General features: G+C 73.6%; 10 protein-coding genes. 7 read left to right on the forward strand and 3 right to left on the reverse strand.

Translation table 11 applies throughout. The features are described from left to right. The first annotated feature begins 191 nt into the window (after nt 1–191). The 3 genes from adhE (at nt 192) to pflA (ending at nt 6,055) form a co-directional block, all read left to right on the forward strand. Entirely contained in the window at nt 192–2,888 is a 2,697-nt protein-coding gene (gene adhE / locus ABZ885_RS26575) for a bifunctional acetaldehyde-CoA/alcohol dehydrogenase (RefSeq protein WP_360193511.1), read from the forward strand. 22 nt (nt 2,889–2,910) lie between these two features. Continuing rightward, on the forward strand, nt 2,911–5,172 hold the full coding sequence (gene pflB / locus ABZ885_RS26580; RefSeq protein ID WP_360193514.1) for a formate C-acetyltransferase: 2,262 nt from the start codon (nt 2,911–2,913) through the stop codon (nt 5,170–5,172). A gap of 112 nt (nt 5,173–5,284) precedes the next feature. Continuing rightward, nucleotides 5,285–6,055 carry a pyruvate formate-lyase-activating protein gene (gene pflA, locus ABZ885_RS26585; RefSeq protein ID WP_360193517.1) on the forward strand — a complete coding sequence of 257 codons (771 nt, stop codon included), beginning with the start codon at nt 5,285–5,287 and terminating at the stop codon, nt 6,053–6,055. Nucleotides 6,056–6,091: 36 nt separating this feature from the next. Here the strand turns inward: pflA and ABZ885_RS26590 are convergent, their stop codons facing one another. Then, nucleotides 6,092–7,663 (reverse strand): FAD-dependent monooxygenase, encoded by a 1,572-nt coding sequence (locus ABZ885_RS26590; protein WP_360193520.1) that lies wholly within the window; start codon nt 7,661–7,663, stop codon nt 6,092–6,094. A 68-nt stretch (nt 7,664–7,731) separates the two neighbouring features. Here ABZ885_RS26590 and ABZ885_RS26595 point away from each other — a divergent pair, with 68 nt between their 5' ends. Continuing rightward, nucleotides 7,732–8,310: a CGNR zinc finger domain-containing protein gene (locus ABZ885_RS26595; protein WP_360193523.1), complete on the forward strand. Its 579-nt coding sequence runs from the start codon at nt 7,732–7,734 to the stop codon at nt 8,308–8,310. Between the two features lie 38 nt (nt 8,311–8,348). On the opposite strand, the gene ABZ885_RS26600 is transcribed toward ABZ885_RS26595, so the two are convergent. Together ABZ885_RS26600 and ABZ885_RS26605 are read right to left on the reverse strand one after the other, a co-directional pair. Then, entirely contained in the window at nt 8,349–9,335 is a 987-nt protein-coding gene (locus tag ABZ885_RS26600) for a nitroreductase family protein (RefSeq protein WP_360193526.1), read from the reverse strand. A 22-nt stretch (nt 9,336–9,357) separates the two neighbouring features. Next, nucleotides 9,358–9,642: an SHOCT domain-containing protein gene (locus ABZ885_RS26605; RefSeq protein WP_360193529.1), complete on the reverse strand. Its 285-nt coding sequence runs from the start codon at nt 9,640–9,642 to the stop codon at nt 9,358–9,360. 232 nt (nt 9,643–9,874) lie between these two features. On the opposite strand from ABZ885_RS26605, the gene ABZ885_RS26610 reads away from it, so the two are divergent. From ABZ885_RS26610 to ABZ885_RS26620, 3 genes are all read left to right on the forward strand, one after another. Continuing rightward, entirely contained in the window at nt 9,875–10,744 is an 870-nt protein-coding gene (locus ABZ885_RS26610) for a universal stress protein (RefSeq protein WP_360193532.1), read from the forward strand. Nucleotides 10,745–10,872: 128 nt separating this feature from the next. Further along, on the forward strand, nt 10,873–11,154 hold the full coding sequence (locus ABZ885_RS26615; protein WP_360193535.1) for a dsRBD fold-containing protein: 282 nt from the start codon (nt 10,873–10,875) through the stop codon (nt 11,152–11,154). A gap of 26 nt (nt 11,155–11,180) precedes the next feature. Continuing rightward, nucleotides 11,181–12,051: universal stress protein (locus ABZ885_RS26620; RefSeq protein WP_360193538.1), on the forward strand; the 871-nt coding region annotated here is incomplete at its 3' end.

The raw sequence follows: 12,051 nt of genomic DNA on the forward strand, positions 1-12,051 counted from the left end.
GGCCACCGCAGCGTGTGGCGCGCCAGCCGGCACCGGGACCAACCGCGCACCGGACCAGGGACCTTCGGGCCGCGGGAGGGTCCCGAAGGACGGATCCCCCGCCCCTCCCCCGCACGGAAGCCTTGCACCGAAGGCGCTCGCGGCCCCGCCGGCGTCCTGCCCCGAACGACGACCCGGAAAGGCAGACCAGCATGTCCCCTCGCCCGAAGAACGAGGAGAGGCCGGCTCCCGCGAGCGGCCTTCCCACCCCGTCGACCGCCGTCGACCGGCTCGTCACCTCCGCCCTGACGTCCCTCCGGGAGTACGCCTCCTTCACCCAGGAGCAGGTCGACCACATCGTCAGGAAGGCCTCCCTGGCGGCGTTGGCCGAGCACACCGGACTCGCCGTACTGGCGGTGGAGGAGACCGGGCGCGGGGTGTTCGAGGACAAGGCGGTGAAGAACGTCTTCGCCTGCGAGAACGTCACCCATGTGATGGCCCGGACGAAGACGGTCGGGGTGGTGCACCGGGACGAGATCGACGGCATCGTGGAGATCGCCGAACCGGTCGGCGTGGTCGCGGGCATCACCCCGGTGACCAACCCGACCTCGACCGTGATCTTCAAGTGCCTGCTGGCGCTCAAGACCCGCAACCCGGTCGTGTTCGCCTTCCACCCCTCGGCCCAGCGCTGCTCCGCGGAGGCCGCCCGGATCGTGCGGGACGCGGCGGTCGCGGCCGGCGCCCCGCGGTCCTGCATCCAGTGGATCGAGGAGCCGTCGATGGCGGCCACCCACGCGCTGATGAACCATCCGGACGTCGCGACGATCCTGGCCACCGGCGGCAACGGGATGGTCCGGGCGGCGTACTCCTGCGGCAAGCCGGCGCTGGGCGTCGGCGCGGGCAACGTCCCCGCGTACGTCGAGCGGAGCGCGGACCTGCGGCAGGCGGTGAACGACATCGTGCTGTCCAAGACCTTCGACAACGGCATGATCTGCGCCTCCGAGCAGGCCGTCGTGCTGGACGCGGAGATCCGCGACGCCGCGCTCGCCGAGTTCCGGAAGCTGAAGGCGCACCACGCGAGCGCCGAGGAGAAGGTCCTGCTGGAGCGGTACCTGTTCGGCGCGGGTGAGAGCGCGGGTGAGAGCGCGGGTGGCACGGGTGACGGCGCGGCCGGCGGTGGCACGTCCTGCGCCGGCGAGCGGTTGAACGCCGCGGCGGTGGGCCGCTCGGCCACGCAGGTCGCGGAGGCGGCGGGGTTCGAGGTGCCGGCCGACACCTCGGTGATCCTGGCCGACTGCGAGCGGGTCGGCCCGGCCGAGCCGCTGACCCGGGAGAAGCTCTGCCCCGTGCTCGCCGTCCTGACCGCCGGCTCCCGCCCGGAGGGCGTCGAACTGGCCGCCGCGATGGTCGAGTTCAACGGCCTCGGACACTCGGCGGCGGTGCACACCGAGGACGCGGCGTTCGTCGAGGAGTTCGGGCACGCGGTCAAGGCCTGCCGGATCATCTGGAACGCCCCCAGCTCGCAGGGCGGGATCGGCGACGTCTACAACGCCTTCACGCCCTCGCTGACCCTCGGCTGCGGCAGCTACGGGCACAACTCCGTCGCCGGGAACGTCTCGGCGCTGAACCTCGTCACCATCAAGCGGATCGGGCGGCGCAACACCAACATGCAGTGGTTCAAGGTCCCGCCGAAGATCTACTTCGAGCGCAACTCCGTCAAGTACCTGGCGAGCATGCCGGGCGCGCACCGGATCGTCGTCGTCACCGATCACACCATGGTGGCGATCGGCCACCTGGAGCGGATCCGGGACGTGCTCGGCCGCCGCCGGGAACCGGTCGAGGTCCGGGTCGTCGACGACGTGGAGCCCAACCCGAGCATCGACACCGTGCGCAAGGGCGCCGCGCTGATGCGGGAGTTCGAGCCGGACACCATCATCGCCCTCGGCGGCGGCTCCCCGATGGACGCGGCCAAGGTGATGTGGCTGATGTACGAGCACCCGGAGGTCGAGTTCGCCGACCTGAAGGAGAAGTTCTTCGACATCCGCAAGCGCGCCTTCACCTTCCCCGACCTCGGTGCGAAGGCCAGGCTGGTGTGCATCCCGACCACCTCGGGCACCGGCAGCGAGGTCACCCCCTTCGCGGTGATCACCGACACCGCCACCGGCCAGAAGTACCCGCTGGCCGACTACGCGCTCACCCCGAGCGTGGCCATCGTGGACCCGGCGCTCACGGCCCGCCTGCCGAAGGACGTCACCGCGGACACCGGCTTCGACGCGCTCACCCACTGCATCGAGACCTATGTCTCGGTCTACGCCAACGACTTCACCGACGGCCTGGCGCTGCAGGGCATCCGGCTCATCTTCGAGCACCTGGAGCGGGCCGTGACCGACGGCCCCGACGACCCGGTCGCCCGGGAGAAGATGCACAACGCGGGAACGATCGCCGGGATGGCCTTCGGCTCGGCCTTCCTCGGCGCCGTGCACGCCATGGCGCACACCCTGGGCGCCACCTTCCACGTCGCCCACGGCCGCACCAACGCCCTGCTGCTGCCGCACGTGATCCGCTGGAACGGCTCCGCCCCGGCCAAGGTGACCGGATGGCCCAAGTACCGGAGCTACGCGGCCCCGGAGCGCTACCAGGCGATCGCCCGCACGCTCGGCCTGCCGGCCGCGACACCGGAGCAGGGCGTCGAGTCGCTCGCGGCGGCGGTCGAGGAGCTGCGCGACCGGGCGGGCATCCCGCGCTCGTTCAAGGCGGCCGGCGTGGACGAGGCCGCGTTCCTGGCCGCCCTGCCGCAGCAGGCGATGAACGCCTACGAGGACCAGTGCGCCCCCGCCAACCCGCGGATGCCGATGCTCGCCGACCTGCAGCGGCTGATGCGCCAGGCCTACTACGGCGACCAGGGCTGAGGATCCGGGAAGGGACACCGAGATGACCACCACGCAGTACACGCGGCCGTCCGCCTGGGAGGGCTTCCACGGCGGAGCCTGGCAGGACACGATCGACGTCCGCGACTTCATCCAGCACAACTACACCCCGTACGAGGGCGACGCCGCCTTCCTGGCCGGCCCCACCGAGCGGACCACCGAGGTGTGGCGGCAGCTCACCGACCGCTTCCCCGAGGAGCGCGCCAAGGGGGTGTACGACGTCGCGTACGACATCCCGTCCGGCATCACCGCGCACGCGCCCGGCTGGATCGACCGGGAGCGGGAACTGATCGTCGGCCTGCAGACCGACGCCCCGCTCAAGCGCGCGATCATGCCGAACGGCGGCTGGCGGATGGTCGCGGGCGCGCTGAGGACCTACGGTTACCCGGTCGACCCCTGGTTGGAGAAGGTCTTCACCCGCTACCGCAAGACCCACAACGCCGGGGTGTTCGACGCCTACACCCCCGAGATCCGGGCCGCCCGCAAGGCCGGCGTCATCACCGGCCTGCCCGACGCGTACGGACGCGGCCGGATCATCGGCGACTACCGCCGGGTCGCCCTCTACGGCGTGGACCGGCTGGTCCGGGCGAAGCTCGCCGAGAGGGCGGAGCTGGACGCCGCCCCCACCGACCCGGCACGCCTGGAGGAGACGATCCGCGGGCGCGAGGAACTCGCCGAGCAGATCCGGGCGCTGGGCGAGCTCAAGGAGATGGCGGCGGCGTACGGCCACGACGTCTCCGGCCCGGCACGCACCGGCCGGGAGGCCGTCCAGTGGCTGTACTTCGCCTACCTGGCGGCGGTCAAGGAGCAGAACGGCGCGGCCATGTCGCTCGGCCGCACCTCGACCTTCCTCGACGTCTACCTCCAACGCGACCTCGAATCAGGGCTACTGACGGAACGTCAGGCACAGGAGCTGGTGGACGACTTCGTCATCAAACTGCGGATCGTCCGCTTCCTGCGCACCCCCGAGTACGACGAGCTGTTCTCCGGCGACCCCACCTGGGTCACCGAGTCGATCGGCGGCATGGGCACGGACGGCCGCACCCTGGTCACCCGGACCTCCTTCCGCTACCTGCAGACCCTGTACAACCTGGGCCCGGCCCCCGAGCCGAACATGACCGTCTTCTGGTCACCGCAACTGCCCAGGGGTTTCAAGGAGTTCTGCGCCCGGGTGTCGATCGACACCTCCTCGGTGCAGTACGAGTCGGACGAGCTGATGCGCCCGCGCTCCGGCGACGACACCGCGATCGCCTGCTGCGTCTCCGCGATGGAGGTCGGCAGGCAGATGCAGTTCTTCGGCGCCCGGGTCAACCTCGCCAAGACGCTGCTCTACGCCGTCAACGGCGGGCGGGACGAGACGTCCGGCGAGCAGGTCGGCCCGGCCACCGTCCCCGTCGGCGGGGACGTGCTCGACTACGACGAGGTGACGGCGCGGTTCGACGAGCAGCTGGAGTGGCTCGCCGGGACGTACGTCCACGCGCTCAACGTGATCCACTACATGCACGACAGGTACGCCTACGAGCGGATCGAGATGGCGCTGCACGACCGGGACGTTCGGCGCACCATGGCCTGCGGGATCGCCGGGCTCGCGGTGGCCGCCGACTCGCTGGCCGCGATCAGGTACGCCAAGGTCGTGCCGGTGCGCGACGCGACCGGGCTGGTCACCGACTACCTGGTCGAGGGCGACTACCCCGCCTACGGCAACAACGACGACCGGGCGGACGCGATCGCCGTCGGGCTCGTCGAGGAGTTCATGCGGAAGGTCCGCAAGCACCCCACGTACCGCGGCGCCGAGCACACCCAGTCCGTCCTGACCATCACCTCCAACGTGGTCTACGGGAGGAAGACCGGCAACACGCCGGACGGCCGCCGGGCCGGGGAGCCGTTCTCCCCCGGCGCCAACCCGATGAACGGCCGCGACACCCACGGCTTCGTCGCCGGCGCGCTGTCCGTCGCCAAGCTGCCCTACGAGCAGGCCGAGGACGGCATCTCGCTCACCAACACCGTCTCCCCCGACGCCCTCGGGCGCACCGAGGAGGAGCGGATCGGCAACCTGGTCGGCGTGCTCGACGGCTACGTCACCTGCCACGGCTTCCACATGAACGTCAACGTCCTCGACCGGGACACCCTGCTGGACGCCATGGCCCACCCGGAGAAGTACCCGCAGCTGACCATCCGGGTCAGCGGCTACGCGGTCAACTTCGTCCGGCTCACCCGCGAGCAGCAGCTCGACGTGATCGGCCGCACCTTCCACGACGCGCTGTAGCCCGGGCCCACCCGCTCGCGGTGCCGGCGCCCCCCGACCACGGCGCCGGCACCGCGGCACCGCCCCGGCCCGTCCCGCCCTCTCCCGCCCTCTCCCGCCGAGGAGCACACCCATGACCGAGGCCGCGCCCAGCACCCCGGCCACCCGGCGCCCGGTGACCGGCCGCCTGCACTCCTGGGACCTGTCCACCGGCGTCGACGGTCCCGGGACCCGCTTCGTCACCTTCCTGTCCGGCTGCCCGCTGCGCTGCCTGTACTGCCACAACCCCGACACCCGCTACCTGCGCGACGGCCGGCGGAGCTCCGCCGACGAGATCGTCCGGGAGGCCGCCAAGTACACCGCGTTCATCCACGCCTCCGGCGGCGGCGCCACCGTCAGCGGCGGCGAGCCGCTCCTCCAGCCCGCCCTCACCGGCGAGCTGCTGCACCGCTTCAAGCACGAACTGGGCCTGCACACCGCGCTGGACACCTCCGGCTTCCCCGGCGCCCGCGCCACCCACGCGCTGCTCGCCGACACCGACCTCGTCCTGCTCGACGTCAAGTCCTGGGACCGCGCCCTGTACCGGCACCTGACCGGGCGGGACCTCGCCCCCACCCTCGCCTTCGCCCGCCGCCTGGCCGGCCTCGGCACCGAGGTCTGGGTCCGCTTCGTCCTCGTCCCCGGCCTCACCGACCCCGCCGCGAACATCGAGGGGGTCGCCTCCTTCGCCGCCTCGCTCGGCAACGTCACCCGCGTCGACGTGCTGCCCTTCCACAAACTGGGCGCCGCCAAGTGGCGGGCGCTCGGCCTCGACTTCCCCCTGGCCGGCACCCCGGTTCCCTCCCCGGACGAGACGGCGGCCGCCCGGGCGGTCTTCGCCGCCCACGGCCTGCACACGGCGTGAGCCGCCGCGGTCACGGTCCGCCGCCCGACCGGAGGGTCAGGAGGAGAGGATGCGGCGCAGGACGGCGTGAAGGTCTTCTGCCGGATCGGTGCCGCGCCAGGCGACGTGTCCGTCGGGACGGACCAGGACGGCCGCCCCGGCGGCACCGGTGCCGGTCAGGCGCCGCCACTGCCCGGGGTCGGCCTCCTGCCGGGCGCCGCTGATGACGGCCCGGACCGTCAGGGGGACTCCCGCCGCCCGCACGCCCTCGGCCAGCCGTTGCCAGGCCGGGCTGTCCGTCGGGGTGAGGAGGGTGAAACCGGGGCCGACGAGATCGAGGGTGGACCTCGGCCCGCCGGGGCCGCCGGTGAGGCGCACGTGCGGGACGCGCTCCCCCGGACGGCAGGCGGGGCGGTAGCCGGTGGCGGCCAGCGTGGTGGGCCCGGGTGTCGCACCGGCTCCGGGGACGACCGCGGTGGAGTGGTAGGTGGCGGTCAGGAGGAGTTCGTCGTCGATGCGGTAGCCGGCGCGGCTCCGGGCGTTGGCGGCGGAGATGTCGATGACCTGGCGGGCGATCGGACGGCGTTCGGCCTGGTAGCTGTCCAGGAGGGCGTCGCCCGCGTATCCGCCGGTGACGGCCGCGAGTTTCCAGGCGAGGTTGTCGGCGTCGCCGATGCCGGTGTTCATCCCGTGCCCGCCGGTCGGCGGGACGGCGTGGGCGGCGTCGCCGGCCAGCAGGACGCGGGAGTGGCGGTAGGCGGTGGCGAGCCGGGCGTCCATCCGCCAGGTCATCGTGTCGCGGACCGTCACGTCCAGGTCGGGGATTCCGGCGGCCGTGCGGATGAGGCCGGCCAGGAGTCCGTGGTCGGACGGATCCACCGGCGGCTCCGCGTCCGCGGTGAGCGGGTACTGGTAGATCCACCGGCGGTCGTTGTCGACCGCCATGAACCCGCCGCGCCCCGGCGCGGTGAGGAAGTACGAGGCGCTGGCGCGGTCGGCCACCACCCGGCCCAGGGGCGCCTCGAAGCGGACGCTCAGGTAGCGCCCCAGCCCGGTGGGGCCCTCCATGGCGATCCCGGCCCCGGCGCGGACGGTGCTCGCGGCGCCGTCGCAGCCGACGAGCCAGTCGGCGCGCAGCCGCTGCCGGGTGCCGGTGGCCGTGTCCTCGACGACGGCCAGCACGCCCGAGCCGTCGTCCGTGAAGGAGACCAGGCGCGTCCCGAACCGGACCCGCGAGCCGGCCAGGTGCTCGGCGTGCCGCAGCAGCACGGGCTCCAGGGCGTCCTGGGAACAGATGATGCCCGGCGACGGCGTGCGCTCACGGCCGTCGGCACCGGATGGCCGGGCCGGGCCGGTGCGGACGAAGTCGGGATCGACCAGGTCGCGGCCGCGGTAGAAGTGGACCTGATCGGCCGGCAGGCCCGCGCTCCGGACCGCGTCCTCCAGGCCGATGCGCCGGAAGACCTCCATCGAGCGGGCCGAGACGCCCCGGGCCTTGGGGTGGCGTGAGGTCGTGCTGCGGGCCTCGACCAGCACGTGGTCCACCCCGTACCCGGAGAGCAGGGCCGACATCGTCAGACCGACCGGCCCGCCTCCGACGACCAGCACGGGCGTCTGCGACACCGTCACGGCGAACCTTCTTCCACTGGGGGACGGCACTTCATGGCGTAACTGCTAAATTCGATTTAGACGTTACCATGAGGTCGAACGATCTCGGCCTGCAACGGGAGATGCGCATGCACCAGGGGTTCGACGACGACAATCCACGCGGCCTGTACTTCCTGACCGACCTGGTCAACGCCGTCCACGAGCGGGCCGACGTCTCCGCGGCCGACATCGAGGAGCTGGTGGAACGGCACGGCGGCCCAGCCCTCGGGCTCACCGACACGACCGCCCAGGAGGTCCGCGAGGCCGCCGGGAGCCTCGCCGCCATCCTGGACACCACGGACGAGGACCAGGCCGCCGACGCCATCAACGCCCTGCTCGACCGGTACCCCGCCCAGCCCCGCCTGGTCCGCCTCCCGGAACGCCGCTGGTCGCTCCACACCCGCCCGGCCGGGAACGCACGGCCCGCCCACTGGCTGCTGTCCACCGCAGCCCTCGCCCTGGCGCTCTGGCTCGGCGAACGCGGCTACTGCGCCTGGGGCCGCTGCGCGGCACCCGGCTGCCACCGCTACTTCATCGACACCGGACGCCGCTCACCACAGCGCTACTGCTCGACCCGCTGCGGCACCCGGGTCCGCGTCGCCGCCCACCGCGGCCGCAACGGCCGGTGAGGCCCCCGGTCTCAGTACCCGGGCAGCGGGCGGGAACCCTAGGCGTCCGGGTCCAGCACGTCCCCGACGGGCAGACGGGGTGTGGGGGCACCCTCCGGCCCGTAGCCGAGGCGGACCAGCATCTGGACGTGGCCGGGGCTCCGGTGCGGCTCGACGGCCGCCAGGCGCAGCTGGGACCACTCCACCGCCTGGTGGAGCAGGGACGCCCGCACACCGTGGACGGTGGCGGCCAGCAGGACGTGCTCCAGGGCGAGCCCGGCGCGCAGCCAGTCCTCGGGCCCGTCGTGCTGCGTGGCGAGGACGGCCACGCACGGCTCGCGCTCGAACGTGGCGGAAATCCGGTGCCGGGCCGGCCGGAGCGTCTCGAAGTCCCGCAAGGGCAGGCCGCCCGTGCGGTCCCGCGGGCCGAGCGCGCGGGCCGGGATGCCGTACGGTGGAACGTTCCCGCTGCGGACCCACTGGCGGCTCTCGGTGCGCTGCGCCTCGTCGGCGGAGTTCCGGCGTTCGGCCTCGGCCGTGAGTTCCAGGAGCCGGGCCGTCTCCTCGCGGCCGGGCAGGTGGAGGACCGCCCCCTCGGTCCGGGCCGCCGCCACCAGCTCGTCGCGGACGGCCGGCGGAACCGGGTCCCCGGTGAAGGGCGCGCGGACGGAATGACGGTGCCAGATCGCCTGGTAGAGGTTCTCCGTACCCGGCGACCGGACCGTGGCCGCGGTGTCCAGTCCGACGGAGGCGAACAGGTCGGGCTCCGCCGGGTCCGGCAGCAGCCTCACCTGCGGCTCCCACCCGAGGTGCCAGGCCGCCACCCGAAGGTTCAGCACCGCCGCGCCGACGGACATGTGCATCGCCTGACCCCGGGGGTCGGCCACCGGGACGGACCGCTCCCGGGCGGCCCGGACCTCCAGCGTCGAGGTGTCCGGCCGGAGCCGGAAGTGCCAGGGCTGGCTGTTGTGGATGGAGGGCGCGGCGATCGCAGCGGAGATGAGCGTCTCCAGTGCCTCGCCGTCCAGGGCAAGGGTGCCGGACATGGCCGCCTCCCGGGGCGCGCCGTCAGCCGGCCGTCGGCGGGCTGCCACGCAGCACGTCCAGGCGTCGGCGGTACTCGTCGGGTTCGATCTCGCCGCGCGCGAGGCGTTCGGCGAGCAGTTGCTCCGGTGCCGGCCGCTCGGGCGGTACAGCGGCGGGCGGCGGGGCGGGGCTGTGCCGGGAGGCCTGCCCGACGTGCCTGACCAGGGCCACCACTCCGAAGATCAGCAGCGCCCAGAAGAGCAGCATGCTCACGGTCATCAGGCCGACACCCCAGCCGGTCATCCCGTGATCGTTCCAGTACATCATCACGGCCTCCTCGGCCGGGCCGGCGGGGCGGTCTGCTCCACTACCACCGTGCGGCCGACGACCGGGCGGCGCTTGGGCCGATCGGCTCAATCCGGAGAACCGGAGGGCCCCGCCGGTGCGGTCCGGCGCCGCGGGTGCCGGGACCACCGGCCCTCGCGGACGGGCACCCCCGTGCCTAGCGTGGGAACAGGGCCGGGCCGCCGTGTCCGGCCACCGGATCCGTGGAGGAGCCATGACATCCGCCCGCCCACGCGGCCCGATCGTCCTCGGCGTCGACGCCGCCTCCGCCGACCCCATGGCCGTCGCCTGGGCGGCCGACGAGGCCGACCGGCTCGGGCTGCCGTTGAGACTGGTGCACGCGATCCCGCCGTCGGCGCGCGGGGACCGCTCGTTCGACGCGGGCCGCTCCCACAAGGCCTTGCGCGAGCTCGGCGACCGCGCCCTGGAGCGCGCCGCCGCCGCGGTCCGCGCGCGGCGGCCGCGCGTGCCCGTCACCACGGTCGTCGCCGACGAGGCCCCCGCCCCGGCGCTGTGCCGGGAGTCCCGGCAGGCATCGTTCGTCGTCGTCGGATCGCGTCGGCTGAACCGGCTGGAGGAGGTCATGAGCGCCTTCTCGGTGACCGTCCCGGTGAGCGCGCAGGCCCACTGTCCGGTGGTCGTGGTGCGCGAGCCGGAGCACGTCACCGAGGACCGGCCGTACGTGGTGGTCGGTGTGGACGGCAGCCCGACCTCGCAGGCCGCCGTGGACGTCGCGTTCGACCTCGCCGACCAGCGGCGGGCGGCCGTGCGCGCCATCTGGGTCTGGGAGAGCCGTCTGATCCACCACGTCGACGACGGGGCGGCCGTGCAGACCCTGCGGCGGCTCCTCGACGAGGCCACCGCCGGGCGGCGCGACCTTCACCCCGACGTGGTGCTGACCCACGAGGTGCTGCGGGGCCACCCGGTCGATGAACTGGCCCGCGCCTCCGAACACGCCCTGGCCGCCGTCGTCGGCCGCCGGGGCAGCGGCGGTTTCACGGGAATGCAGCTCGGTTCCGTCCCGCACGGCCTGCTGCACCACGCCCACTGCCCGGTCGTCACGGTGCCCGCCCCCGCGCACTGACCGTGACCGCCGCCGCCCCTCCCCGTGCCGGTGTGCGCCGCCCGCCCCACCATGGAGATGCGGGAGTCCTCCCGCAGGCCGGCCGACCGGTCGGCCGGAACCGCCTCCGTCGGTGAGGAGAAGCACCCGTGAACGAGAGCGCCGCAGCCGGCCCCGTCCGCACCAAGCGCTGGTCCCTGCGACTGGACCTCTTCGAGGAGGAGGACGTCACCAAGGTCCACGCCGTGCTGGACACGGGCGACAACACGCTGGAGAGCCGTACCGAGGCCCGTCGCAACCCGCACGACCCGCCCGTGCCGGAGATCGGCGACGAGTACGCGGCCGGGCGGGCCCTGGTCGAGCTCGGGCACCTGCTGCTCCGGTCCGGGATGGCGGATGCGACCGCCAACGACAAGTCCGGCCCCGCCTGAGGTCCGGTTATCCACGGAGGCATCCGATGAACGGACCGATCGTGGTGGGCTTCGACGGCTCGTCCGAGAGCGTGGCCGCGACCGGCTGGGCCGCCCGTGAGGCGCTGCTCCGCGGACTGCCGCTCGAACTCGTCGAGGCCTGGCCGTGGCCGGAGACCGACGTCCTCGGCACCGACGAAGCGATCGCGTGGAGCCGGCAGCAGCTGGCCGCCCAGGAGGCGGAGCTCCGGGCCCTGCTCGCCTCGGGAGCCGAGGTCACCTCGGCGCACGTCCCCCTGGACCCGCCCGAGGCCCTGGAGGCGGCCGGCCGGAACGCCACCATGCTGGTGCTCGGCTCGCGGGGGCTCAGCACGCTCCGCGGCTTCCTGGTGGGATCGGTCAGCCAGGAGGTGCTGCGGCGGGCCGCCTGCCCGGTGGTGCTGGTCCGGGCGGAGGACGGCGGTCCGGCGGCAGGCGCGCCGACGGCAGGCGACCCGGCGCCGGGCGCCACGGCCGCGGGCGGCGTCGTCCTCGGCCTCGATCTCCGGCACGCCTGCGACGACGTCGTCGGCTTCGCCTTCGAGGCCGCCCGGCTGCATTCGGTGCCGCTCCGGGTGGTGCACGCCTGGGCGCCGCCGACCGGCAGCGAGTACATGGCGTTCGCCGCGATCGGCGGCCTGGACGAGGAGCTCTCGGCCGTCGAGCAGGACCAGCTCACGGCGACGCTCTCCCCCTGGCGGTCGCGGTTCCCGCAGGTGGCCGTGACCGCGGAACTCGTGCGCGGCCATGCCGCGGCCGCCGTCGTCGACGCCGCCGACGGCGCCGGTCCACGGTTCCGGGGTGGCACCGAGCCAGGTGGTGGCGGCGAGGGCTGGCCAGTCGGTGTGCCCGGAGAGTCCGATCACCCGGCGGGCGTTG

This window comes from Kitasatospora sp. NPDC047058, from assembly GCF_040643935.1.
In the GTDB taxonomy this organism is placed as follows: domain Bacteria; phylum Actinomycetota; class Actinomycetes; order Streptomycetales; family Streptomycetaceae; genus Kitasatospora.